Below are 25,028 nucleotides of genomic sequence, written 5' to 3' on the forward strand. Positions count from 1 at the left end.
CTCTTTATTTGGGAAAAATTGTAGTTAACTGTTGTTTTTTCGTTACTTATGGTATAATACTTTGGATATAAAAATTGGAGGGGTACCCATGACTGAAATAAAAAAACAAGAAAAAAATAAAGTGTATTTTGATTTGACAATTTCTGCAGAAGAAATTAAGAAAGCAGAAATGGACGTTTATAAGAAAAACAAGTCTTATTTCAACGTTCCAGGATTCCGTAAAGGAAAAGCACCAAAGAAAATCATTGAAAATGTATATGGCGATGGCATTTTCTTCGAAGATGCAATTAACGAAGTATTGCCAAAAATGTACGAAGAAGCCATTAAAGAATTGGATTTAGACGTAATCGATCAACCAAATGTTGATATTGAAGAATTCAACCGTGGGGAAGACGTGGTTGTAAATATTGATGTAGAAGTAAAACCTGAAGTAAAATTGGGTAACTATAAAGGCGTAGAGATCGAGGAAGTTCCTACAGAAGTTTCTGACGAATTGATCGACAATGAGTTAGAAAAAGAACGTCACCTAAACGCTCGCAAAATCAACGTAGATGATCGTGCAGCAAAAGAAGGGGACAAAGTAAACATTGATTTCGCAGGAAAAGTAGACGGAGAAGCTTTTGAAGGCGGCACAGCAGAAGATCAAGAATTGGAGCTTGGCGCTGGAAACTTTATCCCAGGATTTGAAGACGGAATCGTAGGGAAAAATGTAGGCGAAACTTTTGATATTGATGTGAAATTCCCAGAAGATTATTTCTCTGAAGAATTACAAGGAAAAGACGCCGTATTTACCATTACTTTGAATTCTATTTCTGTGGAAGAATTGCCAGAAGTAGATGATGAATTTATTAAGGATATTTCTGAATTCGATACAGTAGACGAATACAAAGAAGACGTTCGCAAAAAGAAAACAGAAGAAGTAGAAAATAGCGCGAAAAACATTCGTGTAAGCCGTGTATTGGACAAAGTTGTAGAAGGTTTGGAAGTAGAATTGCCACCAGTAATGGTTGAAAATGCAATGGACGAACAAATTCGCAACATGGATTACAATATGCGTTCTCAAGGCATTGCTTTGGAACAATATCTACAAATGTTGGGACAATCTTTGGATGAGTTCAAAGAAACAATGCGCGACGATGTAGAACAAGAAGTTCTTCGTTCTTTGGCGGTAGAAGCTGTAATTAAAGAAGAAGGATTTGAAGTTTCTGATGAAGAAATGGAAAAAGAAGCAAAAGACGCAGCGGCAAAATATTTTGCTGATGACGAAGAAAAACAAGAAGAAATGGTAAAAACTATGTTAGAAGGCAACACAGAAATGTTGCGTGATGATTTAATCCGTAGAAAAGCCATTGATTTCTTGGTAGATAACGCAAAAGAAGTAGAAGCAAAAGAAGAATCTACAGAAGAATAAAAGAGGCAAATCGCCTCGAAAAGGAGGCATTATATGGCTTTAGTACCTATGGTCGTAGAGCAAACCAATCGTGGGGAGCGCAGTTACGATATTTATTCTAGGTTATTAAAAGATCGAATTATATTTTTAAGTGGTGAAGTAAATAGTCAAATGTCCGATTTGATTGTGGCTCAGTTGTTGTTTTTAGAGTCCGAGGATCCAGACAAAGACATTCAAATCTATATTAATTCACCAGGGGGATCTGTAAGTGCAGGCCTTGCCATTTACGATACAATGCAATATATCAAACCAGATGTATCCACCATTTGTATTGGTATGGCAGCGTCTATGGGAGCCTTTTTGTTGTTGGCAGGTGCTGAAGGGAAGCGTTACGCTTTACCAAATGCCGATGTAATGATTCACCAACCACTAGGGGGCGCGCAAGGACAGGCTTCTGATATTAAAATTCAAGCCGAAAAAATCTTGGCAACAAGAGAGCGCTTAAATAAAATTATTTCAGAAAAAACAGGTCAACCATTGGAAAAAGTAGAAAAAGATACCGATCGTGATTACTATATGACAGCAGAAGAAGCCAAGGCATATGGAATCATTGACGAGGTAATTGAAAAAAGAGGATAGTTTGGAGGAAGTATGTCAACAAATGACGAAACACTTCGCTGTTCTTTTTGTGGAAAACCGCAAAGCAAAGTGGACCGATTGATTTCTGGTCCCAATGTATATATCTGCAATGAATGTATATCTGTTTGCCACAATATGATTGAAGAAGAAGAGGAAGGGGCAAAATCCATTTCTTATGAGATGGAATTGCCAACTCCTTCTGAAATTAAAGATGCTTTGGATAGCTATGTTATTCAGCAGGATCAAGCCAAACGAGCTTTGGCTGTGGCTATGTACAATCATTATAAGCGAATCCAAAATCGTGAAATGGAGAAAGATTCCGAAGTAGAAATTCAAAAGAGTAATATTTTAATGGTCGGGCCAACAGGTAGCGGTAAGACGCTTCTTGCTCAAACGATGGCTCGTATTTTGAATGTACCTTTTGCCATTGCAGACGCCACTTCTTTAACAGAAGCGGGTTATGTAGGGGAAGATGTAGAAAATATTATTTTGAAGCTGATTCAAGCAGCGGATTATGATGTAGAAGCAGCCGAACAAGGAATTATCTACGTAGACGAAATTGATAAAATTGCAAGAAAATCAGAAAATGTATCCATTACTCGAGATGTAAGTGGAGAAGGGGTTCAACAAGCCCTTTTGAAAATTATTGAAGGAACGGTAGCCAATGTTCCGCCACAAGGGGGACGTAAGCATCCGAACCAAGAATTTTTACAAGTGGATACAAGCAACATTCTATTTATTTTAGGTGGAGCTTTTGATTCGATTGATAAAATTATTGAAAGTCGTATTGGTAAAGGGGGAATCGGTTTTGGTAGCAATATCAAAGAAACCAATCGCCCAACAGATGAAATTTTGAAGAATTTAGAAACCCAAGATTTATTAAAATATGGTTTGATTCCAGAATTTATCGGTCGTTTACCAGTTACGGTGACTTTGGAAGAGCTAGACAAAAATGCCTTGAAACAAATTTTGGTCGAGCCAAAAAATGCTTTGGTAAAACAATACCAAGAGTTATTGAAAATGGACGATGTAGAATTGGAATTTGAGGAAGATGCTTTAGATGCCATTGCAGAACTTGCGATTCGCAAAAAAGCAGGCGCAAGGGGACTTCGTGGAATCATTGAAGATACAATGATGAATATTATGTTTGAAGTTCCATCAAGAAGTGATGTGAAAAAAGTAATTGTTACAAGAGAAAGCGTAGAAAAAAACGAATCTCCTATTATGATTTCCAAAGAAGATTAATCTCTTCCAATAGGAGAAACAATCGAATAGAGATTCAGCTATACCTTTCGATATAGATTAACAAAGAGCTCACTTTGGTGGGCTCTCTTTTGTAAAAGGAGGATCTATGGGAATAGATAAAAAAGTGGAATCTTTTCCAATTATCGCCCTACGAGATTTGGTGATTTTTCCCCATATGGTAACCCATTTTGATGCAGGACGAAGCAAGTCCATTAAAGCCATTGAAGAGGCTGAAATGCAAGAAGGAAAGGTCTTCTTACTATCTCAAAAAGATGCCAATAAAGAAGAACCAGAAGAGGAGGATTTGTTTACCATTGGAACCATTGCTACCGTGAAACAAATTCTTCGCTTACCTGGAGGAATCGTACGCGTTTTGGTGGAAGGGGAACAAAGGGGAAGACTCTTGTCCTTTGATAACTCTGGATCTTTTCTTCAAGGAGAAGTGGAATGGATTGAAGAAGAGGAAGAAGAAAATAGCGTAGAAATTGAAGCTTTAATGCGCATGGTAGAAGAAGATGTTAGTGAATACGTTCAGAGAAATAACAAATTATTCCCAGGTCTATTGGATTCTGTAATCGATAAATCCAATCCAAGTACCTATGCGGATACCATTGGAGGATATATTGATCTTCAGTTGGAAAATAGCCAAAAAATTCTAGAGGCGATTACCATTCCAGAGCGATTGATTGTGATTCACGAAGTTTTGTCCAAGGAATTGGAAATCTTAGCCATTGAAAATCAAATTGATCAAAAAGTAAAAGATCAAATGACCCAAGCTCAAAAGGAATATTATTTGAAAGAGCAGATTCGCGTCATTCGAGATGAATTGGGTGAAGGGGACGACGAAGAGGATCAAGTTCAAGAATATAGAACAAAATTAGAAGAAAAAGATCTTCCGGAAGAAGTCCGTGAAAAGGCAGAAAAAGAGCTAAGAAAATTAAGCCGAATGAATATGTCTTCTCCAGAATATGCGGGAATTACCAATTATTTGGATTGGGTTTTGGATTTGCCTTGGCTAGAGGGAGAAGAAGAAAACATTCAAATTGAAAAGGCCAGAAGAATCTTAGATGAAGACCACTATGGCTTGAAAGAAGTGAAAGAGCGGATTTTGGAATTTATTGCCGTAAGAAAACGCTCGGAAAAATCCAAAGGGCCCAATTTGTGCTTGGTAGGCCCTCCTGGCGTAGGAAAAACCAGTATCGCTCGTTCCATTGCTCGAGCTTTGGATAAAGAATATGTGCGTATGAGTTTGGGAGGAATTACCGACGAATCCGAAATTCGTGGCCATCGCAGAACGTATATTGGTTCTATGCCGGGACGTGTCATTACCCTTATGAAACAAGCGGGAGAGAACAATCCTCTTTTCCTATTGGACGAAATTGACAAAGTAGGAAATGATTACAAAGGAGATCCAGCCAGTGGATTATTGGAAGTATTGGATCCCGCCCAAAACAATACCTTTACGGACCGTTTTATGGAAGTGCCTTTTGATTTGTCCAATGTATTTTTCCTAACGACAGCCAATACAACAAGAACCATTCCATCTCCTTTATTGGATCGTATGGAAGTGATTGAAATTGGTGGCTATACACCAGAGGAAAAATTCCACATTGCCAAAAGATATTTGGTTCCAAGAAATGCACAAGAAGCCAATATTTCAGAAGAAGAATTTCAAATTTCGGATAACGCCATTCGAACCATTATTGATTATTACACAAGAGAAGCGGGCGTTCGAAATCTAGATAAAGAAATTGCCAAAATTATTCGAAAAATTTCCTTGGAATTGTTGGAAAAAAATATTTCATCGGTTAGCATTTCCAATCGAAACTTAAGCAAATATCTAGGAAAGAAAAAATATCTTTTTGATCTAATGGAAGAAAAAGATACGGTAGGATTTGTAAATGGATTGGCATGGACGGCCGTTGGTGGCGTAACTTTAGGAATTGAAGTCAATATTACTCCTGGAAAAGGTCGCCTAAAACTAACGGGAAAATTAGGGGAAGTTATGAAGGAATCGGCCCAAGCGGCTTTGACTTATATTTGGAGCAAAGAAGAAGAGTTGGGCATCGATTCAGAATACAAAGACAAACACGATATTCATATTCACATTCCTGAAGGAGCTACGCCAAAAGATGGGCCATCTGCTGGTATTACTATGGCAACGGCATTGTATTCTGCCATTTCAGGGAGAAAGGTACGACGAGATATTGCCATGACAGGAGAAATCACTCTTCGTGGTCGCGTGTTGGGAATTGGCGGATTGAAAGAAAAACTATTGGCCGCCCATCGAATGGGTATTAAGAAAGTAATTATACCGAAAGAAAACGAAAGCGACATAAAGGAATTGGATTCTCCAAGTTTGTCAAAGTTAGAAATTGTAACGGTAGAATCCATGGAAGAAGTATTAAGGGAGGCGATTCGCCGTGAAAATCCGTAGTCTTGAACTAGAAGCTGTAGCCGTAAAACCTCATCAATATCCTCAGGATGGACTGCCAGAGTTTGCTTTTGCAGGCCGTTCCAATGTGGGGAAGAGTAGCTTTATTAATTCCATGTTGAATCGGAAAAATATTGCCCGAACCAGTGGAAAACCTGGAAAAACTCGAACCATTAATTTTTATCGCGTAAACGATGAATTGCGTTTGGTGGATTTGCCAGGTTATGGATATGCTGTAGCCTCGAAAAAAGACAAAGACGAATGGGCGCGAACCATTAATACCTATCTTGGAAATCGAGAAAATTTGAAAGAATTGATTTTATTGGTAGATATGCGTCACGCTCCATCGGCTCAAGATCAGGAAATGTATCGTTGGATTGTAGAAAGTGGATTTGCGGGCCTTGTAGTAGCCACAAAGGCGGATAAATTAAGCCGTAGAGAGCGTCCTCAGGCGTTGCAGCAAATTCGACGGACTTTAGAAATGGAAAATACCGATTTAATCATTCCTTATAGTGCCGTAACCAAGGAAAATATTCCTACTCTTTGGAGCATTCTTATGGATATGGTCGATTTTCATAAAAATCAGGAAGAGGAGATAGAAGAGCAATAAAAAAAAGAGGCCTAGGCCTCTTTTTTTTTTATTGCATAATTATGCTACTTTTTCGAAGTCTTCTTTTCCAGCTCCGCAAAGTGGGCATACCCAATCTTCTGGAAGTGCGTCGAAAGAAGTACCAGCTTCAATACCAGCGTCAGCATCTCCTTCAGCTGGGTCATAGATGTAACCACATACTGTGCATTCGAATTTGTCCATAGTATAATTCTCCTTTCAAAATTTATATTTACTACAATAGTTAATATAAACTATTCTAGCGAAAAAGTAAAGGTTTTCGCTGAATGAAATAGTAGGTAATGAAAAAAGGAGTGATTATAAAAACGACTCTCAGGGTAGAAAAGGTATAGAAAAATAAATGGGGTGAGGATATGGATCGTAGAGTTCTAATCGAAGATCACGTCCCAAGCGATATAGATTATGTGGGCCAATTTCTGTCGAATGCGATGGAGAAGATTCGTAAGCATGTTATAGATGAAGATTTGATTTTTGACATACGATTGATTATTGATGAGCTTGTCGTAAATGGTGCGCAACATGGGAATGAGTGGAATTCTTCGAAAAAAGTTTTCTTGAAAGTGGATATGGATCGGGAAAAGATGATGATTTCTGTGAGAGATGAAGGAATCGGAATGAATTATTCTACCGACCAATTCGATTGTAAGGAAATGAAGTGTAGTGGAAGAGGGCTTGTAATTGTAGAGGCTTTAACGGACGTTATAACCTATAACGGAAATCAAATTTGCTGCACAAAGTATTTATTAAACAAACGGTAGGAAAATAGGAAAAACATTGAAACTATGGGTTTTCATATGAGGGAAAATTGTGTATAATAAATCAGGATGAGGATTGGGTCACCAATCCTTTTTTTTGAGGAAAATTTGAAAAGAGGTATTATGAAAAAACAGGATGTAAGAAATATAGCCATTATCGCCCACGTAGACCATGGAAAAACAACGTTAGTAGACGCATTGTTGCGTCAATCGGGCGTTTTTCGTGAAAATCAAGTGGTTCGAGAAAGGGTAATGGACTCTAACGATATTGAACAAGAACGCGGAATTACCATTTTATCGAAAAATACAGCCGTAGAATATAAAGATACAAAAATTAATATTATTGACACCCCAGGCCATGCGGATTTTGGGGGCGAAGTAGAGCGTGTGTTAAAAATGGTAAGTGGTGTGGTTTTGTTGGTCGACGCCTTTGAAGGACCAATGCCACAGACAAAATTTGTATTGAAAAAATCTTTTGAATTGGGATTAAAAGTTATTGTGTGTATCAATAAAGTAGACCGTCCAGAAGCTCGCCCAGAAGAAGTGGTAAGTGAAGTTTTGGATTTGTTTATTGAATTGGGCGCCGATGAATCTGTTTTAGACGCTCCTTTTGTCTATGCATCAGCAAAACAAGGATTTGCCACCGATGATTTAGAGGTAGAATCCACTACAATGGAACCTCTCTTCAACACGATTTTAGAAAACATTCCGGCTCCAGAAATGAATCTAGACGCTCCTTTCCAATTGTTGATTTCAACCATTGACTATAGCGAATACGTAGGAAGAATTGGAATTGGAAAAGTGGAACAAGGAATTTTGAAAAAAGGGCAAGAAGCTCTTATGGTAAATGCTTTGGACCCCGACAAATCCATTAAGGTAAAAGTAAACCAAATTTATGAATTCCAAGGATTGGAACGAGTGGAAACCCAAGAGGCAAAAGCGGGACATATTATTGCTGTAACGGGAATGGAAGAAATCAACATTGGGGATACCATTACCGATATAGAAAATCCACAGGCTTTGGATTTTGTAAAAATTTCAGAACCAACATTGGGAATGACTTTTTCTGTAAACAATTCCCCCTTTGCCGGACGAGAAGGAGAATTTGTTACATCTAGACAAATCCGTAACCGATTGTATCGTGAGTTGGAAACGGACGTAAGTTTACGTGTGGAAGACACTCAATTTACCGATAGTTTCAAAGTAAGTGGCCGGGGAGAGTTGCATCTTTCCGTATTGATTGAAAATCTTCGTAGAGAAGGCTTTGAATTCCAAGTTTCCAAACCAGAAGTATTGATCAAAGAAGTGGATGGCAAAAAAATGGAGCCAATGGAACTTGTTACCATCGATGTAGGGCAAGAATTTATTGGATCCATTATTGAAAAATTAGGCCGTCGTAAAGGGGAGCTTTTAAGTATGCAAGAGCCAACGGGAGGATATTCTCGTTTGGTATTTAGAATTCCAGCCCGTGGCTTAATTGGATATCGCCAAGAATTTTTAAGCGATACAAAGGGAAATGGAATTATGAACTCCGAGTTTGAAGGATATGAACCTTATAAGGGAGAAATTCCAAAACGTAAATCCGGTTCCATTATTTCCTTTGATACGGGAACGGCTTCCACTTATGGATTAAACAATGCCCAAGAACGGGGAACTTTGTTTGTAGAAGCAGGAGAAGAAGTTTACGAAGGGCAAGTGGTTGGATCTAGTCCAAAGGGATTGGATTTGGAAGTGAGTGTAACAAAAACCAAAAAACAAACCAATATTCGTGCTTCTGGAAGCGACGATTCCCTTCGCCTAAGCCCCATTCGCAAAATGAGTTTGGAAGAAGCCTTGGAATTTATTGAAGACGACGAGTTGATCGAGGTAACGCCAAAATCTTTCCGTTTGAGAAAATCAATTTTGAATGCAAACCAAAGATATAAGGCAAACAAAAACAAAAACTAAGAAGAAAAGGGCGTTTCCTAAGAAGAAACGTCTTTTTTTTCGGGGAAAGAGTAGTGTATAATGGAACAAAGGATGTGAGAAGATGAATTTTGTAGCCTTTTTTTCCTATGTATTTTTAACGACCATTACCCCCGGGCCCAATAATATTGTTTCTATGTCTACGGCCAACTTGTATGGGTTAAGAAAAGGGATGGCTTTTGTTTTTGGTACCTTTTTGGGATTGATTATAATTATGTTAAGTGCCGCCACTTTTTCTTCGATATTGTATGAGAAGATGCCGGTGGCAAAAAAAATCCTTCCGATTATTGGGGCGGGTTATCTTTTGTATTTGGCCTATCATACATGGAGAAATCAGCCTTCTAAGGAACGAGAAATTCCCTCTAGTAAAAATTTAATTGGAAAAGGATTCTTGCTTCAATTTGTAAATGTGAAAGTAATTTTGTATGCGATTACCATTTGGTCTACGTATATTTTGCCTTTTTATAGTGATTTTACTGTCCTTGCCGCTTTTTTTGTATTTCTCATCTTAGCAGGTACAACTGCTGTAAGCATTTGGGCGGTTTTGGGGTCCAGTTTGAAAGTATTTATGAGTAAGTACGAAAAACAGGTTAATATTGTTATGGTGTTGGGATTGCTTTATTGTGCTTTGGCTGTATTAATGACAGCTTTTGGGAGTTAAAGGAGTATTGTATGTCAGTAGAAAATGCACGAAAATATTTGGAAGAGAAAAATTTAAGTGATCACATGATTGAAGTGGAAAATTCTACCGCAACGGTAGCTTTGGCTGCCCAAGAACTAGGTGTAACCGAAGGAGAAATTGCCAAGAGTTTGACTTTCTGGAACAAAGAAAAAGAGCCGGTATTGGTTCTTATGGCAGGGGATAAAAAAATAGACAATAAAAAATTCAAGGCCGCTTTTGAAACCAAGGCGAAGATGTTAAGCTTTGACGAAGTGGAAGAGTGTATTGGACACCGAGTGGGAGGCGTTTGTCCTTTTGGATTAAAAGAAGGGGTTCATGTTTATTTGGATGAAAGTTTGAAAGAATATGAAATAGTATATCCCGCCGCTGGTTCAGAATTTGTTGTATCCAAATTCAAAGTGGAAGAATTGGCAAATGCAACAGATGCTGAAGGTTGGGTGGATGTTTCAAAATAAATAAGGGATTTGAAGTAAGTTTAGACTTGTGTTTGCTTTTTCTTTGATTTCTTTTGTTATACTAAGTCTATAAGGAGGAGGGAAAATGGAAAAAACATTGGATTGGGATCTTTTTGAAAAGAAACGAAAACGAAAAAAACGCAGAAGAAGAATTCGCAGAATCTTATTTTTAGGAATTCTTGTGTTTGTCGTGGTTCAATTTGGACTGGGAACCAATATTACCAATATGGTTTCTCAAATTGACAGCCAAGATATTCGGAACTTTTTAGAAGGAGCTAGAGATACAATCGTAGCCATTCTCCCCACTCTGAAAAATGCTATGGGCGATGGATTGAGCTACATAGCAAATTTTTTATAACACCCCTTGAAAAGAAAATCCCCTGCAGAGATGCAGGGGATTTTTGTGTAAAAAATTTTAGGATGGAAACCTTCCATGGAATAGAGGGTTTCTTATCCCAGAATCAAAGAATTGGTCTGGGTGTATCAATGAAATTGTCAAATTATTCTATATAGGGTAGAAAAGAAAATTTGATTATCTATTTGCCATAATCACTTCAATTTCGTCTTCGTTAATTCCAATCATGGCTTCTCCTAAGTTTTTAGAAACTTCCGCCAAAACTTTAGGATTATCATAATTCTCTACGGCTTTTACAATGGCCTTGGCTCTTTTTTCTGGATCGCCACTTTTGAAAATTCCACTTCCAACAAAGACACCTTCTGCTCCCAATTGGCGCATTAAGGCCGCATCTGCAGGAGTTGCTACGCCGCCTGCTGAAAAATTCAATACGGGAAGTTTTCCCTCTCCATGAACATATACCAACAAATCATAAGGCACTTGTAGATTTTTCGCATAGACAAAAAGTTCATCTTCTCGAAGAGTTTGGACTTCGCGAATTTGTTTTTGTAAAGTGCGCATATGGGTTACCGCTTGAACCACATCGCCTGTGCCGGCCTCTCCTTTGGTTCGAACCATAGACGCTCCTTCGGCAACACGGCGCAAAGCTTCTCCTAAATCTCTACAACCGCAGACAAAGGGAGTAGAAAATTTGGTTTTGTCAATATGGTGTACGGAATCGGCAGGGGATAAAACTTCGGATTCATCAATGTAATCAATGCCGATGGATTCTAAAATTTGGGCCTCAACAAAATGACCAATACGTGCTTTTGCCATAACAGGAATATTTACAGCATGCATAATTTCTTCAATCATATGAGGATCGCTCATTCGGCTTACACCCCCAGCGACGCGGATATCAGCAGGAATGCGTTCTAAGGCCATAACGGCTACAGCGCCAGCCGCTTCGGCAATTTTTGCTTGTTCTGGATTGGTTACGTCCATAATTACGCCCCCAACCAATTGTTTGTGTACCTCTTCTTTTGTTAATTTCATGAAAAATCTTCCTCCTTTTCTTTGCCTCTAGTATAATAAAAGAGTGAATCCATAAAAAGAACCAAAATGGGAAAAATTTATGGATACAGGAGGAAATATGTTTACGATTTATTTTCATAAAAAAGCACCTTTGTACGAACAAATCTATTCTCATATTGTGCAAGAAATTCAGGAGGGAAGAATTCAATCTCAAGAAAAATTGCCTTCTCAGCGAAGCTTGGCCCAACATTTGGGCGTGGGACTCAACACAGTAAAACTTGCCTATGAACAGCTTCTTTTGGAGGGCTACATTGTTTCCAAAGAACGAAGTGGATTCTATGTGGATCTATTAATGGCGGATCGGCTAAAGGGCCAGAAAAAAGAACGGGAGATAGAAATTCCAGAAAAAATATCCTACAAATGGGATTTTTCTTACCACGCCATTGATAAAGATCGGTTGCCCCTATGGGTAATGGAAAAATCCATGGGGAAGAGTATGGAAAAAGCCGTGTTTTCCAAAGGGAAGGAAAAGGGCGGCACTTGGAGTTTGCGAAAGGAACTGGCCCATTATTTGGCGCGGCGAAGAGGTTTGGAGGTAAACCCTAGAAATATTCTTATTACTAGCGGATACGGGGAAAGTTTGTTTTTGTTGTTAAGTGTATTGAAACATCCTATTTTTTCCACAGAGAATCCAGGATATACAAAAACGCTGAAGATCATACAAAGTTTTACAGAGGAAATTCATTCCATTCCCTTAGATAAATATGGATTTTCTGTAGCCGATTTGGAACAAACCAACAGCAATGTAGCCGTAGTTACGCCCAATCACCAATTTCCTACGGGAATGGTTATGGGAATCCGAAGGCGACAACGTCTTTTGGAATGGGCCCGAAAAAAGGAAGATCGCTATATTATTGAGGACGACTACGACGGAGATTTTTCTTATTCCTCCAAGCCGATTCCTCCTCTAAAGGGAATGGACATCGACGATCGGGTTATTTTTTCTGGAACTTTTTCCCAATCCATTGGGCCCTTTGTTGGGATTTCCTATATTGTATTGCCAGAGATTTTGCGAAAAAGGTTTGAAAATATGTATATTCCCATTTTAGGAGCTTCTCCTTTGTTGGAATATTTTTTGGAAGAATTTCTCTCTAGTGGAGATTTTGATCGCCATGTGAATCGAATGAACAATTTGTATCGAAAGAAAAACGAAAAAATCCGTAAACTTCTGCGAGAAAAGGTAGATTTTGAAATATTGGGACAGGAAATGGGTCTTCATTTTCTTTTGCGTGTTCATTCTTTTTTCGGGAATCCCTTGGAAATAGAGGAACAAGGGAAGAAAAAGGGAATAAAAATAGAATCCCTACACCGATATGAAAAAGATGGCAAGAGGCTTCAAGATTTTATTATTGGTTTTGGAGGCATTCCCTTAGAAAAAATGGAAGAAGCGGTGAAAGATTTGGAAGAATTGTTCCCATAAAAAAAGTGTACGAAATTTCGTACACTAGACTCCTTTTAATGACATCAGATGCCAAGTAACGCCAATGGCAATACCAATAAGAAGGAGTTGAATTTTTATATTTTCAATAAAAAATAGACTTACCCCAATTCCTACATACAAAAGCGTCAAAGTTTTTCTGCGATGGGATGCCGTAATCTGTTTCTTTTCATAATTTCTAAGATATTCCCCGAAATATTTATGATTCATAAGCCAGTGATAGGCTTTGTCGGAACTGCGAAGAAAACAAAAAGCGCTGAAAAGCAAAAAAGGCGTTGTAGGAAGTAGGGGGAAGAAGAGACCGATGGTTCCTAAAACTAAGGATAGGCACCCGGCTCCAAACAAAATATATTTTTTCATAAAAATCCTCCTAGAAATAGTATAACAGATGGAAATTGAATTGCCTATTTCTTCTATATGTGGGAAAATAGAGAGAAGGAGTTGAGTCAATGTTTGGAAGGAAAAAGAAACCCAAAACCGTATATCAAAAAGTATTGAAAAATGTCTTTGAAACAGAAGATGGAAAAATGGAATACGAACATATAACAGGAGAAAAAATCGTAGAAAAAAGCGATACGACAAAATTGGATATCGCCATATTGGAATATTTTGGGCGAGAAGCATGGGCAATGGAACATTTGGAACAATTTTTCCAAAAGAATACGGCCCTATCTGCCATCCCTTCCTTTGAAAATTGGCTCTATAGTTTTGATCGAATGGATCAGCCAATGTTGGGATTGGCCATATTATTAATGCGAGATTCCGAACTTCCCGAAGCGGTAAAATTTGGAATCTATTTAACTCGTTTTACAGATTTGGAACAAAACGCCATGGTAAAGGAAATGGTTATAAAGTTGGGAAAACACCCAGCTTTCGCCTACTACGCCATGGACGCTCTCTTACAATTTCCCTTGGGAACTTCCGACTTTTATGAAATCGGGCAAGAAACCCAAGGATATGGAAAGAAAATATACGAAAAACTAGCAAAAGATCTAATGGAAAAGAGGATACAATGGAATTAGGAAAAGTACAGACCCTAAAAATCGTAACGGCAACGGAGAAAAAATTACAGGGAACCGATGGAAAAGAGACCATCGATTTAGAAATCATCAAAGGGGAATCCCATAAAGTGGGCGAGGAAGTAGAAGTCTTTGTCTACAGAGAAAATTCTGGGAAACTGGCCGGAACCACAAGAACGCCCAAAATTGAAGTAGGAAAAGTGGCAAAACTGGCAGTGGTCAGCAAGACGAAAATTGGATATTTTGTAGATATCGGCGCGCCAAAGGACGTATTGTTGCCTTTTAGCGAAGCCAGCGAACGAGTACGAGAAGGAGGAAAATATCTATTCCTATTGTACATTGATAAATCCGACCGTTTGGCAGTAACGATGAACATTAAAGATCATCTAAAATCTGACAGCCCTTACGAAAAAGGAGATATGGTAAAGGGAAGTATCTATCATATCAATCCAAGATTGGGCGCTTTGATTGCCATTGACGATCAATACGACGGCCTCATTCCTACGAAAAATCTAATGGGAATTCACAATGTAGGAGACGAGGTAGAGGTGCGTGTCGCATCCAAATTGGCCGATGGAAAATTGACGCTGAGTATGAGAGAATTCGCCCATATCCAAATGGGACAAGATTCTGAAATCGTATTGGATTTAATCGACGAATACAAAGGCGTTTTGCCTGTGGGAGACAAATCCGATCCAGACGAAATTTTAGATATAACCGGGCTTTCTAAATCGGCCTTCAAACGTGCCGTAGGAAAATTATACAAAGAAGGAAAAGCTGTTCCAGGGCCGATGGAGACAAGAAGAAAATGATGGAAATTATGGATTTAGTCGAATTAGAAATTATCGATTATGACCATAGAGGAAGAGGATTAGGAAAAGTAGAGGGAGCCGTTGTCTTTTTAGATAGCGGCTTTATTGGCGATAGGGTAGAAGCTCAGATTACCAAAAAGAAAAAACGATTCTTTGAAGGAAAGGTTTTGAAAATACTCGAAAAGTCCAAAGACCGAGAAAAAAATCCTTGCCCTTACGGTCATAGATGCGGCGGTTGTGCCTTTTTAGGGTGGAGCTACGAAAAAGAATTGGAGTGGAAGAAAAATTTTGTAAAAAATGCCATTCAGCGAATTGGAAACATAGAAGGGGATGTAGAAAACACCTTAGGAATGGAAAATCCAACCCACTATCGAAACCATATGCAATTTCATAAAACAGGCGATGGATGGGGGCTTTACACAAAAGATTCAGCAGAAATTATTCCCATTGGAAATTGTTTGATGCAAAGGGAAAGAGCCAACGAAATTTTGGAAAAGCTTCAAGGAAAAAAATACAACCGAGAGATGAAACTTTTAGGACTTAGAACCAACGAAGTTGGAGAAATTATGGCCATTTTCGTAGGAGAAAAAACCCTAAAAGAAAGCACAAAACACAAACTCGTTGCCGATGCCATAGAATTTGGAATCGACTCTCTCTATTACAGCGAAAACCGGAATCCAAAATTTCACTACGGAAAAGAATTTATCCATCTCTATGGAAAAGAAGTATTAAAAGAACAATTCCAGGGCTTTGAATACGAAATTTCTCCTGGGAGTTTTTTCCAAGTCAACTTACATCAAGCCGAAGAATTGGCCAAAAAAGTAGTAGAAGGAATGGGAGAAGAAAAATGGAACTATGCCATGGATTTATTCTGCGGAATTGGAACCTTAACCCTTCCTATTTCCCAAAAATCCAAAGAAACCATTGGCATTGAAATCAATCCCCAAGCCATTGAAGACGCCCGAAGAACCGCCAAAAAAAATGGAGAAGAAATTCGCTACATTGCTGGGCGAGTAGAAAAAATCTTGCCACGACTGTTGGAGGAAGAAAATATTCAGCCAGAGATTGCTGTCTTTGATCCGCCACGAGGTGGCGTAGAAGAAGAAGCCCTAGAAGCCATAACGGAATCCGCCCCCGAACGCATTCTATACGTCAGCTGCAACCCCACCACTTTAGCGCGCGATCTAAAATATTTAGGAGAAGAATACGAAATAGAAAAAATTTGGCTCGTAGATATGTTTCCGCGAAGCGGTCATGTGGAGACGGTAGTATTGATGTCAAGAAAATAGAATAACAAGCTATAAAGCTGTTGAAATCAATGGTTTTTAGGATTTTAGAAGAAATCTTAAAAGCCATTATTTTATTTATGATGAATTGCAAATAATAATGCGACACTTAGAGTAAACTAAGTTCGTGCATAAATACATCAAATGGAGTTTTATAATTTAGACAATTTCTAGGTCTATTATTAAGCTCTATCATATTTTTTATTAAATCTTCTATCTCGATTTTCGCTAAATCTGTTTTCTTTGGATAGTATTCCCTTAATAGTCCATTTGAATTTTCGTTACTACCCCTTTGCCATGCTGAATATGGATCGGCAAAATAAAAGTCTATTCCTATATCTTCAATTTCTTTATAGCAAGCAAATTCTTTACCTCCATCGGATGCAAAGCTTTTCAAAGCGGATTTTGGAAGATGTTTTATTAATTTTTTCATTGCTTCAAGCATAGATTCTTTGGTTCTATCTTTCATAGGTAAGGCAACATAAAATCTGGATTTCATTTCAACAAAAGTAGCCAAGCAACCTTTACTTTTACCTCTAGAAGATACAACAGTATCTAATTCCCAATGACCAAATTCAATTCTTTTTTTTACTATACTTGGTCTTTTTCCTATGGAAGTTTCAATATTGAACCTACCTCTAGTTTCTTTTGTTTTTCTTGATTTACCTTTTCTTCTAAGTTTACTTATATCAAATTTGATAGCACCTGAATAAACCCAATTGTATATGGTTTTAAAGGAAACTACTCCCTCTAAAATAGTAGAGGGAATCTGTTCAGGTGACTATTTACAATTCAACTTATTAAGTATGATATTTTTAATTGTTTCTGTAGCTTTACAATTTCTTCCTTTGCGTAATGATTTAATACTTCTATCTTTATTTGCTTCACTAGCTGAATAAATGTTGTTACATCTTTTCAATTCTCTAGAGATAGTAGAGTGGTGAAAGCCTAAAATTTTCGTTATTCTTCTAGAAGAATAGCCCTCTAGTTTTAATACCTCTATCTTATTTTTATCATTTAGTGTAAGATGTTTGTAACTCATATTAACCTCCGTGTATGTTTTTGTGGTTATTAACATTTTACACGAATTTAGTTAGTATGAGTTTTTACTTTTTATTTAGTGTCGCATTTAATTTTACAACTTATCTAAGTAAAAGCATCTAGAAAATATAGGTGCTTTTTTGATGTCCAAAATTAGGAGGTGATTTAAACCAATTTCAAAATATGTACGATTTGGAATTATTTCTGAATAGGATTAAAATTAGATTTCAACAAAGGTAGATTCAAGTAAACCTAGGGTATACAAGGATTGAGAAGTAAAAACTCATCATCGTTTTAGAAGAGCAAAAACAATAAAAAGAATTTACTGAGAGTATTTTGAAGGCTCTAGTTTTCCAGATATAAAAGAAGGTCTAGAGAAAGATGGAATTGTAAACGGAGCAGGAAATAAGAAGTGGAATGTATCAGACCTCACTCAAATTTTAACTAATGAGAAATATATGGGAGATGCCATTTCACAAAAAACATTCACGGTAGATTTTCTGAATTAGAAAAGAATAGAAAATGATGGAATTGCTCATCAATACTATGTAGAGATGCAGTAGTTGGAGCCATAAATAAGTTTATAGGTGAATGTACAAGAACTTAAGATTAGTCGTTATCATTAAAATAACAAAACAGGAGGATTTTATGGAAATGTGTAAAGCTTGCAAAGCTGACGGTAGATGTTTATCAAAAGTTAATCTTTTTAAAGAAATAGGAGTAGATGAATCAAAAAGCATCTATCTTTCTGCCAATCAAAAGGATTATGAAAAAGGTGCAAGTATTTTTTTTATTGGAGATTTTATTGATAAGATTATAATTGTTAGATATGGAAAAATTAAAACTTCCATCTATGATGAAGATGGAAGAGAAAATATAAGAAAAATTTATGTTGAAGGAGATATTATAGGGGAAGATTCAATTTTTTTAGACAAGTACTTTGAATCCAATGCAGTAGCTATAGAAAAAACGGGGATTTGTCAAATTGACAAGGCAACCCTAAGAAGTATTTTAGTTAAAGACCATAACTTTTCTCTAAATATGATAAAAGCATTAAGCAAAAAAGTTTATGAGACTGAAAAATTGTTGGAAATTCTATCAATAAGAGATGCCTATACAAGACTGGCTGCTTTTTTGGCTTACAGGGCTAGAATAATAAAAGACGACACTATAAATCTTAATCAAGAAACAATAGGTCAAACAATAAATATGTCTAGAGAAACTGTATCTAGAAAGTTAGCCCAGTTGGAAGAAGATGGCTATATTGAAAATCAAGCATATAAAAAAATAAAGATAAAAAACCTTCCTGGTCTAATTAACTTAAGTATTTTTTAAAATGTGTGACATAAGACACGGAAAAGAAGTCCTTCCTTGGATAAAATAGAATTAAGAAAATTAGAGGAGACGAAAAATGATAAATACTAACACTAAGATTGAAGATATTGTAAAACTTGATAACGCCATAATGGATTTTTTTAATAAAGAGAAAATTGATTTCTGTTGCAATGGTCACATGACAATTGAAGAAGTTGCTGGCGAGAAAAATATCAGTCCCCAGGATCTTCTTGAAAAAATTGAAAAGAATATGGACGCCAATAATTTTAGAGAGAAAGAAGGGTTGGACTTAGAAAAATTTAAGGACCTTAGTCTAAAAGAAATGGTAGCGTCTCTAATTGTAGACCATCACAATAAGGAGAGAGACCTATTATTTGAAATAGATCCTCTATTAAATAAAATTCTATCTGTCCACTATAATCATCATGGTAAAGAATTAATGAAACTTCACTCTTTATTTGCTGATCTAAAAAAGGAACTAGAGGAGCACTTTGTAAAAGAAGAAGAAGTAACTTTTCCATTGATGTTAAAAAATGAAAACCCAAGTCCAGAAATAATAAAAAAAGTTGAAGATTTAGAAGTAGACCACGAAAAAGCTGGATCTATAATAAAGGAAATGATAGATTTAACATCTTGGTTTAAAGTGCCAGAAGATGGATGTAATACTTATGAATACACCTTTAACTTGTTAGAAAAATTAGTAAAGGATGTCTTTGTCCATATATTCAAAGAAAACTCTATTATGTTTGAGAAGTATATAGAAAGTGAGGAAAAATAATGAAAAAGCGAATCAAGAACAATGTTTATTGGGTTGGAAAAATTGACTGGGAACTACAGGAATTCCATGGGAGTGAATTTTCTGTTCACCATGGCTCTAGCCAAAATGCATACCTAATACAAGAAGAAAAAACTGTATTGATAGATACAGTCTGGACACCTCATAAAGAGGAGTTTGTTAAAAATCTCAAAACAGAAATTGACCTAAAAGAAATTGATTACATTGTAATTAATCACGGAGAACCAGACCATTCTGGATCACTTGTAGAAATCATGGAAGAAATTCCAAACACACCGATTTATTGTACAGCCAATGGAAAGAAATCTCTAATTGGCCAGTATCACCATCCAGAATGGGACTATAGGGTAGTTAAGACTGGTGATTCTGTGGATATAGGCAATGGCAAGCAATTAGTTTTTGTAGAAATGACCATGCTTCATTGGCCAGACTCAATGGCAACATATATGACTAGCGATAATATCTTGTTTTCAAACGATGCCTTTGGCCAACACTATGCACTAAGTGAACTTTTCAATGACAAGGCAGATCCAACCATCCTTTGGAATGAAGCTATGAAATACTATGCGAATATATTGACACCTTTCTCAAGTTTTGCAAAAAAGAAAATAGAGGAAATTGTTGCAATGAACCTTCCTATAGATATTATAGCAACAAGCCATGGAAGCATCTGGAGAGAAAATGCTCTAGAGATAGTACAGAAATATGCTGAGTGGGCCGATAACTATAAGGAAGATCAAGTAACAGTTATCTATGATTCAATGTGGGGAGCAACTAAAAAAATAGCCCACAAAATTGCAGATGATATTAGAGAAATTTCCCCATCAACCAGGACCAAAGTCTTATCAGTTGCAGAAATGGATAGAAATGATATTATGACAGAAGTATTTAAGTCAAGAGCAATAGCTGTTGGTTCGCCAACAGTTGGTAGATCTGCGATTACTACTATATCTGGGTGGCTACATTTTCTTCAAGAACTTAAATTCAAAGATAAGGTGGCCGGTGTCTTTGGATCATACGGCTGGTCTGGTGAAGGAAATAAGATATTGAGAGATGAGCTTGAAAAGGCAGGATTTAAACTTATAGATGAAGAACTAAAGGTTTCTTGGATGCCAGATGATGAATTTTTAAAGGGAACTGAAAAGTTTTCTAAGTCTTTACTTGATGCATCGACTTTTGAAGATGAAAAAACAAGATAAAGTAATAACATTTTAAGAACAGTACTCTTGCAAAAGGTATTAGCACAATTTTCAATACTATTCCAATAGAAATTACCTTTGAGGATGAGGATAATATCAATCATTATTTCAATGAAGGTTATTGGAATAAAAGTAACCTCAGATGTGTCGAAAAAACTTGATTTGAATAAAACGGTCTTCGACATTATGTAGGAATACCCGGAATTTGTCCATATTTTGGCAGGACTTGGGTTCACGGGAAATATGGAAAAGACAATGTTTCATTCCGTGGGTAAAATGATTACAATTCCCAAGGGTACTAAAAATGAAGAAGGAGTTGCTTCGAATAAGACTGAAGAAATTAATGTAATTAATAAAAAGATTGGGGACAAACAAAAAAATTATTCATCAGTAACTGATAAAGTGGATAAGTCCAATGAAGAAAAACAAAAGCTTCTAGTTATTGAAGCATCCAAAGAGGATACAAAACGAAGGGTGGAACAAATAAAAAAATTCATCGTTGAACAAGAAACAAGTGATATTCAAGTCAGGAATTGATAATGATATTTCAAAAGAGTAATAGCCCAGGTCGATTAAGACTTGGGTTATATTTTCTTGAGAAAATTTTCACCAAATGGTTTTTAATTTGATATGATACGTTATAGAAATAAACAATGGTTTAGATGTAAATATGAATAATGATAAAAAGCCTAATAATAGATGAGTTTGATAGTAGAATTTTGGTTGTCATCAAGCTCGTTTTGACTATACAAAAACACTTCATTTCCGCCAAGTTAGTTGACATTATTTAGGCAGATAAATTTTAATTCAAAGGACTGCAATATACTATGAGCGAAAATAATAAAATGGGAATCGGGTCCGAGAGGAAGCTGCTTTTGACTATGGAACCGCCGATTGTGCTGTCTATGCTGGTGCAGGCTTTGTACAACATTGTTGAAAGCGCCTTCGTCAGCTGCCTTGGTAGAGGATGCGCTGTCCGCTGTGTCGTGGGTGATTACTGCCTTGACTATCAGTATTGGTGTTGGTATGTCTCAGGTGATTTCGCAGAGCCTTAGGGAGAACAATCAAAAGAAAGCCGCATCCTCGGCAGTGCAGGGCTTATTTCTATCAGGGCTCTGCTTTGTGCTTTTGGCTTTGTTCGGTCTCCTTTTTTCAAAAGCTTTTTACGACTGGCAGAATGTCTCGGAAAATATTGCTGTGCAAGGCAGCGATTACCTGCGTATCATAACTATATTTTCACTCGGTATTTTTACAGAGATTGCATTTGAGAGAATGCTGATTTCCACAAGTCATGCGAGAGAATCTATGATTTGCCGCTTCCATTTTGCAATAAGTGTTAAGACCTAGTGCTTGATGAAGGATTATCGTCAGAGGGGTATTGACACATGTTGAAGCCCTAATCCCTTCGATGACAAAAGAAGAAAGAACGAACGATAATGATAGATAGAACAATGCCTTTTTGCAATATGATACTAAAATGCGAGGACTATGAATAGGAAGAGCTTGCTCTGCCTGAGGGTTTTAAGATTAGAAGTTGCTGCATAAGGGATGAAAAGTCATGGGCTAAGCTTGAATACGAAATCGGAGACTTTGAAAGTCAAAAGGAAGCGGAACAATACTTTATTTCGAACTATTTGAAAGAGGAGATTCTTTTAAGTAATATCTTATTTTTAATAAATGACCAAGGGCATGTGATTGAATTCTGCATTGTTTGGACAGATGAGCGAAATGACTCTAGAGTTTCTTCCTTGCACTGGCTTGTAGTTGACAAGATTTATCAGGGGCAAGGATTGGGCAGAGTGCTATATATTGCAGTAATGAATAAATTTGCTGAGGAAGGCAGACTTCCAGTATATATCCATACGTAGCCATGGAGTTTAAAAGGGATACTCCTCTATGTATCTTTAGGATTCAAAATACAAAGGGCAGATACCTTCTCCCATTATGAGAATCAATTCGACTTAGCTATGGAAACCTTGCGAGAGCTTGTTTCTGAAAAACAATGGAACTTTAATACAAGCATCTGTAGAATAAAGTCGAATTCTAGCCTACCTTTTGAGTTCTATAATAATAGTGCTTCAAGATATAATGTGAAAACCAATATTTATAACCAGAAAGTACTAGAAAATCAAGATAAGAAAATATGGGAAAAATATCTTCGAAATAAATGAGCACAGTAATGGTTGATGAATCAACTATTATTGTGCTATAATTTTGCCTTGATAGAAAGGGGTGAAAGAATGAAGTATAAACGTTATATTTTCCAGTATTAATGGGTTTTACGATGAGCAATGTAATGCTCATTGTTAATACGGGGAGAATTGTTTTTCCTATAATTATTATGACGATGCTATTACAAGCAGTGGTTGCAAGTATAGCTTCATTAATATTTCCAGCAGGAACGATTGGAGCTAGATTGACTAAAAAATATTTTCCAAAACTTGGAAACCTAGGACGTCTGTTAGTATCATCAATTTTACCAGCTGTTTTTTTTTACAGCGATTATGTCTATAACTGGGTTGCTGAAAATGAGGGGATACAGCCCAGAGTTCTGGAGAATTTATTTTATCTCGTTACATACGCTTGTGTTGTATGGATATGTCGTAAGCATTATTTTGAATATAATCATTGATAAGATTTTAGTTTTAAAGAGGAATTGATGTGAAAAAAAAGTATTGGCCGTTTAATTTCAGTACTCTCCAGAGAGATAGCACAGGATTTAAAAGATATAGTTTAGCCATTTGGCATTACAGTAGGGGAGGAACCTTATTTCATGGAACTCTTTCATGAAGAAGGAATATCACAAGATCGATTGACTGAAATAGTAGATGTGGATAAGGCCGCTACGGTAAGAGCTGTAAAGTCTCTTGAAAAGAAAAAATTAGTTAGAAGAGAAATAAATCAAGAAGATAAAAGAAATAAGAAATTATATCTGACAGATAAAGGGAAAAAGTTATACCCAGATCTTGTGCACTCTTTGAGTGATTACAATAAACAGTTAACTTCAAAGTGGTCTGAAGAGCAGTATGAAATGGTATATGAGCTATTGAAATCTATACAAAAGCATGAACGCGATTCTTAAATAACCCAGGGAAGAATCGTACAAATCCTATTTTGTCGAGAAGATTCCTTTTAATGATAGCCTCCACCTACAATGTTTGAACAGGAAATGGCTATTGGAGTGTAGGAAATCTTGAATATCCATATGAATAGGAAGAAATAAAATAAATAATAAGAGCCTTTTTGGCAGTCTATCGTTTAAGAGGATCGATAGACTGGTAGAAGGGCTCTTGTTTGTATATAGAAGGTAGAAAGAAGAATTGGGATCCTAGGAATTATTTTTTATAATACAAAAAGCGGGGATATGTTTTGTTAATTTGCAATGAAAAAATATGGATTGCAAAGGTGAAAAATAAGTGATTCCTATTGACGAATAACACCATGTCATATAAAATGACATGGTGTCATAAATGGATTAGAAAGAAGGTTCTATAAATGCCTAAGCAAACATATTTCAACTTAAACGATGAAAAACAAAATAAAATTTATGAGACTCTTGTAAGGTGCTTCAAAGAAAAAACGATGAAAGAAGTGACCGTTAAAGAGATTGTTTTGGATTTAGAGATTCCTAGAGGGAGTTTCTACCAGTATTTTGAATCTATAAATGAAGCGTATTTTTTTGTGCTGGATCAGGAACTTATTGAAATATACGAGAGTTTTCTTAACCTGGTAAGAGAGAATGATATGAATGTTATGAAGGCGATTGAACAGTTTGGCGAAGTTGTGGCGGATGAAATCTTTACAGAGAAAAATTACAATCTCTATCGAAATAGATACATTGGTCTGGATGTTGAACTGGAAAGGCAATGGAAATTGTATAGAAATAATACTATGAAATATGGGCAAGATATTATGTCGATCGCAGAAAAAGAAAAAATGACATTTATCGGTGGCATAATGCATTCTCTTGTACAAAGATTGTTTACTGAGTCTTGGGATAGGGGAGCATTTCTCCACCACTATGAAATATATATGCATTGGATAAAGAGAGGTATAGAAGAAGTTTTTAATGGAATCGCCATTTGATACAGTATATCTCGGATTGATATTAGCACTTGGCTTAAGGTTGATTTTGGAAAACAATAAACAGGGAAAGAGTTTTGGATTTATGGCAATCATCCTAGGGTTAGGAGATGCTTTTCACCTTGTCCCTAGAATAATTAGTAATCTTACGATAAATGGATTTGATAAATATGTTACTCTATTGTCATGGGGAGAATTCGTGACAAGTGTTACAATGACTTTGTTCTACATTCTTTTTTACTGTTATTATAGAAATTTAAGTGGGGATAAGTACAAAAAGAAAGCGATTTGGATTTATTTTTTGGCGGCGGTTCGATTCATTATGATACTTCTTCCCCAGAATCTTTAGGGAACGCAAGGAAGTTATTTTTGTGGAATACTTAGGAATGTTCCTCTT

28 protein-coding genes and 1 pseudogene are annotated in these 25,028 nt (G+C 36.6%); 25 read left to right on the plus strand and 4 right to left on the minus strand.

Annotated elements, in window-relative coordinates; translation table 11 throughout:
* Positions 1 to 88 precede the first annotated feature (88 nt).
* The 5 genes from tig to yihA all read left to right on the plus strand — a co-directional run bounded on the left by tig (position 89) and on the right by yihA (position 6,318).
* Positions 89 to 1,411 (plus strand): trigger factor, encoded by a 1,323-nt coding sequence (tig, locus tag LQU94_RS00115; RefSeq protein WP_230633906.1) that lies wholly within the window; start codon positions 89 to 91, stop codon positions 1,409 to 1,411.
* Positions 1,412 to 1,444: 33 nt separating this feature from the next.
* Positions 1,445 to 2,029 carry an ATP-dependent Clp endopeptidase proteolytic subunit ClpP gene (gene clpP, locus LQU94_RS00120; RefSeq protein ID WP_230633907.1) on the plus strand — a complete coding sequence of 195 codons (585 nt, stop codon included), beginning with the start codon at positions 1,445 to 1,447 and terminating at the stop codon, positions 2,027 to 2,029.
* Between the two features lie 12 nt (positions 2,030 to 2,041).
* Complete coding sequence (clpX, locus tag LQU94_RS00125; protein ID WP_230633908.1) at positions 2,042 to 3,274, plus strand: ATP-dependent Clp protease ATP-binding subunit ClpX; 1,233 nt, start codon at positions 2,042 to 2,044, stop codon at positions 3,272 to 3,274.
* 106 nt (positions 3,275 to 3,380) lie between these two features.
* On the plus strand, positions 3,381 to 5,711 hold the full coding sequence (lon, locus tag LQU94_RS00130) for an endopeptidase La (RefSeq protein ID WP_230633909.1): 2,331 nt from the start codon (positions 3,381 to 3,383) through the stop codon (positions 5,709 to 5,711).
* Entirely contained in the window at positions 5,698 to 6,318 is a 621-nt protein-coding gene (yihA, locus tag LQU94_RS00135; protein WP_230633910.1) for a ribosome biogenesis GTP-binding protein YihA/YsxC, read from the plus strand. The genes lon and yihA overlap by 14 nt, the downstream gene beginning before the upstream one ends.
* A 39-nt stretch (positions 6,319 to 6,357) precedes the next feature.
* Here the strand turns inward: yihA and rd are convergent, their stop codons facing one another.
* Positions 6,358 to 6,519, minus strand: a complete 162-nt coding sequence (rd, locus tag LQU94_RS00140) for a rubredoxin (RefSeq protein WP_230633911.1) — start codon at positions 6,517 to 6,519, stop codon at positions 6,358 to 6,360.
* Positions 6,520 to 6,689: 170 nt separating this feature from the next.
* On the opposite strand from rd, the gene LQU94_RS00145 reads away from it, so the two are divergent.
* From LQU94_RS00145 to LQU94_RS00165, 5 genes are all read left to right on the plus strand, one after another.
* Positions 6,690 to 7,094 (plus strand): ATP-binding protein, encoded by a 405-nt coding sequence (locus LQU94_RS00145; protein ID WP_230633912.1) that lies wholly within the window; start codon positions 6,690 to 6,692, stop codon positions 7,092 to 7,094.
* Positions 7,095 to 7,214: 120 nt separating this feature from the next.
* Positions 7,215 to 9,038: a translational GTPase TypA gene (gene typA, locus LQU94_RS00150; RefSeq protein WP_230633913.1), complete on the plus strand. Its 1,824-nt coding sequence runs from the start codon at positions 7,215 to 7,217 to the stop codon at positions 9,036 to 9,038.
* Positions 9,039 to 9,120: 82 nt separating this feature from the next.
* The gene (locus tag LQU94_RS00155) at positions 9,121 to 9,717 is read left to right on the plus strand and encodes a LysE family transporter (RefSeq protein WP_230633914.1); all 597 of its coding nucleotides are present in this window, start codon (positions 9,121 to 9,123) and stop codon (positions 9,715 to 9,717) included.
* An 11-nt stretch (positions 9,718 to 9,728) separates the two neighbouring features.
* A complete protein-coding gene (locus LQU94_RS00160; protein ID WP_230633915.1) occupies positions 9,729 to 10,193 on the plus strand; it encodes a YbaK/EbsC family protein in 465 nt (154 codons plus the stop codon).
* 85 nt (positions 10,194 to 10,278) lie between these two features.
* Positions 10,279 to 10,551, plus strand: a complete 273-nt coding sequence (locus tag LQU94_RS00165; protein ID WP_230633916.1) for a hypothetical protein — start codon at positions 10,279 to 10,281, stop codon at positions 10,549 to 10,551.
* Positions 10,552 to 10,725: 174 nt separating this feature from the next.
* On the opposite strand, the gene pdxS is transcribed toward LQU94_RS00165, so the two are convergent.
* Positions 10,726 to 11,583 carry a pyridoxal 5'-phosphate synthase lyase subunit PdxS gene (gene pdxS, locus LQU94_RS00170; protein WP_230633917.1) on the minus strand — a complete coding sequence of 286 codons (858 nt, stop codon included), beginning with the start codon at positions 11,581 to 11,583 and terminating at the stop codon, positions 10,726 to 10,728.
* 97 nt (positions 11,584 to 11,680) lie between these two features.
* On the opposite strand from pdxS, the gene LQU94_RS00175 reads away from it, so the two are divergent.
* Entirely contained in the window at positions 11,681 to 13,042 is a 1,362-nt protein-coding gene (locus LQU94_RS00175; protein ID WP_230633918.1) for a PLP-dependent aminotransferase family protein, read from the plus strand.
* A gap of 24 nt (positions 13,043 to 13,066) precedes the next feature.
* Here the strand turns inward: LQU94_RS00175 and LQU94_RS00180 are convergent, their stop codons facing one another.
* Positions 13,067 to 13,420, minus strand: coding sequence for a YbaN family protein (locus LQU94_RS00180; protein ID WP_230633919.1), 354 nt, complete (start codon positions 13,418 to 13,420; stop codon positions 13,067 to 13,069).
* 89 nt (positions 13,421 to 13,509) lie between these two features.
* On the opposite strand from LQU94_RS00180, the gene LQU94_RS00185 reads away from it, so the two are divergent.
* From LQU94_RS00185 to rlmD, 3 genes are read left to right on the plus strand one after another with little or no spacing between them, the layout of a single operon-like run.
* The gene (locus tag LQU94_RS00185; RefSeq protein WP_230633920.1) at positions 13,510 to 14,082 is read left to right on the plus strand and encodes a hypothetical protein; all 573 of its coding nucleotides are present in this window, start codon (positions 13,510 to 13,512) and stop codon (positions 14,080 to 14,082) included.
* Positions 14,073 to 14,891: a S1-like domain-containing RNA-binding protein gene (locus LQU94_RS00190; protein WP_230633921.1), complete on the plus strand. Its 819-nt coding sequence runs from the start codon at positions 14,073 to 14,075 to the stop codon at positions 14,889 to 14,891. The genes LQU94_RS00185 and LQU94_RS00190 overlap by 10 nt, the downstream gene beginning before the upstream one ends.
* A complete protein-coding gene (gene rlmD / locus LQU94_RS00195; RefSeq protein WP_230633923.1) occupies positions 14,888 to 16,180 on the plus strand; it encodes a 23S rRNA (uracil(1939)-C(5))-methyltransferase RlmD in 1,293 nt (430 codons plus the stop codon). The genes LQU94_RS00190 and rlmD overlap by 4 nt, the downstream gene beginning before the upstream one ends.
* Before the next feature lie 106 nt (positions 16,181 to 16,286).
* On the opposite strand, the pseudogene LQU94_RS00200 reads toward rlmD, so the two are convergent.
* Positions 16,287 to 17,219, minus strand: a pseudogene (locus LQU94_RS00200) (IS30 family transposase).
* Between the two features lie 385 nt (positions 17,220 to 17,604).
* Here LQU94_RS00200 and LQU94_RS00205 point away from each other — a divergent pair.
* From LQU94_RS00205 to LQU94_RS00250, 11 genes are all read left to right on the plus strand, one after another.
* Complete coding sequence (locus LQU94_RS00205; RefSeq protein ID WP_230696343.1) at positions 17,605 to 17,727, plus strand: recombinase family protein; 123 nt, start codon at positions 17,605 to 17,607, stop codon at positions 17,725 to 17,727.
* A 139-nt stretch (positions 17,728 to 17,866) separates the two neighbouring features.
* Positions 17,867 to 18,553, plus strand: coding sequence for a Crp/Fnr family transcriptional regulator (locus LQU94_RS00210; RefSeq protein WP_230633925.1), 687 nt, complete (start codon positions 17,867 to 17,869; stop codon positions 18,551 to 18,553).
* A 76-nt stretch (positions 18,554 to 18,629) separates the two neighbouring features.
* Positions 18,630 to 19,331 (plus strand): DUF542 domain-containing protein, encoded by a 702-nt coding sequence (locus LQU94_RS00215; protein ID WP_230633927.1) that lies wholly within the window; start codon positions 18,630 to 18,632, stop codon positions 19,329 to 19,331.
* Positions 19,331 to 20,548: an MBL fold metallo-hydrolase gene (locus LQU94_RS00220; protein WP_230633929.1), complete on the plus strand. Its 1,218-nt coding sequence runs from the start codon at positions 19,331 to 19,333 to the stop codon at positions 20,546 to 20,548. The genes LQU94_RS00215 and LQU94_RS00220 overlap by 1 nt, the downstream gene beginning before the upstream one ends.
* Positions 20,549 to 20,791: 243 nt before the next feature.
* Positions 20,792 to 21,085 carry a hypothetical protein gene (locus LQU94_RS00225; RefSeq protein ID WP_230633931.1) on the plus strand — a complete coding sequence of 98 codons (294 nt, stop codon included), beginning with the start codon at positions 20,792 to 20,794 and terminating at the stop codon, positions 21,083 to 21,085.
* A gap of 465 nt (positions 21,086 to 21,550) precedes the next feature.
* Complete coding sequence (locus LQU94_RS00230) at positions 21,551 to 21,895, plus strand: MATE family efflux transporter (RefSeq protein WP_230633933.1); 345 nt, start codon at positions 21,551 to 21,553, stop codon at positions 21,893 to 21,895.
* A gap of 287 nt (positions 21,896 to 22,182) precedes the next feature.
* On the plus strand, positions 22,183 to 22,416 hold the full coding sequence (locus LQU94_RS08100) for a GNAT family N-acetyltransferase (RefSeq protein WP_370631495.1): 234 nt from the start codon (positions 22,183 to 22,185) through the stop codon (positions 22,414 to 22,416).
* A 416-nt stretch (positions 22,417 to 22,832) separates the two neighbouring features.
* Entirely contained in the window at positions 22,833 to 23,180 is a 348-nt protein-coding gene (locus LQU94_RS00235; protein ID WP_230633935.1) for a hypothetical protein, read from the plus strand.
* A 141-nt stretch (positions 23,181 to 23,321) separates the two neighbouring features.
* Positions 23,322 to 23,630 (plus strand): MarR family transcriptional regulator, encoded by a 309-nt coding sequence (locus LQU94_RS00240; protein WP_230633939.1) that lies wholly within the window; start codon positions 23,322 to 23,324, stop codon positions 23,628 to 23,630.
* Between the two features lie 500 nt (positions 23,631 to 24,130).
* Complete coding sequence (locus tag LQU94_RS00245; RefSeq protein ID WP_230633941.1) at positions 24,131 to 24,634, plus strand: TetR/AcrR family transcriptional regulator; 504 nt, start codon at positions 24,131 to 24,133, stop codon at positions 24,632 to 24,634.
* On the plus strand, positions 24,618 to 24,980 hold the full coding sequence (locus tag LQU94_RS00250) for a hypothetical protein (protein ID WP_230633944.1): 363 nt from the start codon (positions 24,618 to 24,620) through the stop codon (positions 24,978 to 24,980). Before LQU94_RS00245 ends, LQU94_RS00250 begins: the two co-directional genes overlap by 17 nt.
* Positions 24,981 to 25,028: the final 48 nt, after the last annotated feature.

The organism is Peptoniphilus sp. KCTC 25270, from assembly GCF_021012875.1.
In the GTDB taxonomy this organism is placed as follows: Bacteria; Bacillota; Clostridia; order Tissierellales; family Peptoniphilaceae; genus JAJMZJ01.

Coding starts and splice junctions, on each gene's coding strand:
- LQU94_RS00220 (WP_230633929.1), top strand. CDS start 19,331: ATGAAAAAGCGAATCAAGAACAATGTTTATTGGGTTGGAAAAATTGAC.
- tig (WP_230633906.1), top strand. CDS start 89: ATGACTGAAATAAAAAAACAAGAAAAAAATAAAGTGTATTTTGATTTG.
- LQU94_RS00145 (WP_230633912.1), top strand. CDS start 6,690: ATGGATCGTAGAGTTCTAATCGAAGATCACGTCCCAAGCGATATAGAT.
- LQU94_RS00175 (WP_230633918.1), top strand. CDS start 11,681: ATGTTTACGATTTATTTTCATAAAAAAGCACCTTTGTACGAACAAATC.
- LQU94_RS00165 (WP_230633916.1), top strand. CDS start 10,279: ATGGAAAAAACATTGGATTGGGATCTTTTTGAAAAGAAACGAAAACGA.
- clpX (WP_230633908.1), top strand. CDS start 2,042: ATGTCAACAAATGACGAAACACTTCGCTGTTCTTTTTGTGGAAAACCG.
- LQU94_RS00180 (WP_230633919.1), bottom strand. CDS start 13,420: ATGAAAAAATATATTTTGTTTGGAGCCGGGTGCCTATCCTTAGTTTTA.
- LQU94_RS00250 (WP_230633944.1), top strand. CDS start 24,618: ATGGAATCGCCATTTGATACAGTATATCTCGGATTGATATTAGCACTT.
- LQU94_RS00185 (WP_230633920.1), top strand. CDS start 13,510: ATGTTTGGAAGGAAAAAGAAACCCAAAACCGTATATCAAAAAGTATTG.
- typA (WP_230633913.1), top strand. CDS start 7,215: ATGAAAAAACAGGATGTAAGAAATATAGCCATTATCGCCCACGTAGAC.
- lon (WP_230633909.1), top strand. CDS start 3,381: ATGGGAATAGATAAAAAAGTGGAATCTTTTCCAATTATCGCCCTACGA.
- LQU94_RS00245 (WP_230633941.1), top strand. CDS start 24,131: ATGAAAGAAGTGACCGTTAAAGAGATTGTTTTGGATTTAGAGATTCCT.
- LQU94_RS00210 (WP_230633925.1), top strand. CDS start 17,867: ATGGAAATGTGTAAAGCTTGCAAAGCTGACGGTAGATGTTTATCAAAA.
- clpP (WP_230633907.1), top strand. CDS start 1,445: ATGGCTTTAGTACCTATGGTCGTAGAGCAAACCAATCGTGGGGAGCGC.
- rlmD (WP_230633923.1), top strand. CDS start 14,888: ATGATGGAAATTATGGATTTAGTCGAATTAGAAATTATCGATTATGAC.
- LQU94_RS00240 (WP_230633939.1), top strand. CDS start 23,322: ATGGAACTCTTTCATGAAGAAGGAATATCACAAGATCGATTGACTGAA.
- rd (WP_230633911.1), bottom strand. CDS start 6,519: ATGGACAAATTCGAATGCACAGTATGTGGTTACATCTATGACCCAGCT.
- LQU94_RS00155 (WP_230633914.1), top strand. CDS start 9,121: ATGAATTTTGTAGCCTTTTTTTCCTATGTATTTTTAACGACCATTACC.
- LQU94_RS00190 (WP_230633921.1), top strand. CDS start 14,073: ATGGAATTAGGAAAAGTACAGACCCTAAAAATCGTAACGGCAACGGAG.
- LQU94_RS00160 (WP_230633915.1), top strand. CDS start 9,729: ATGTCAGTAGAAAATGCACGAAAATATTTGGAAGAGAAAAATTTAAGT.
- pdxS (WP_230633917.1), bottom strand. CDS start 11,583: ATGAAATTAACAAAAGAAGAGGTACACAAACAATTGGTTGGGGGCGTA.
- LQU94_RS00225 (WP_230633931.1), top strand. CDS start 20,792: ATGGAAAAGACAATGTTTCATTCCGTGGGTAAAATGATTACAATTCCC.
- LQU94_RS00215 (WP_230633927.1), top strand. CDS start 18,630: ATGATAAATACTAACACTAAGATTGAAGATATTGTAAAACTTGATAAC.
- LQU94_RS00235 (WP_230633935.1), top strand. CDS start 22,833: ATGAGCAATGTAATGCTCATTGTTAATACGGGGAGAATTGTTTTTCCT.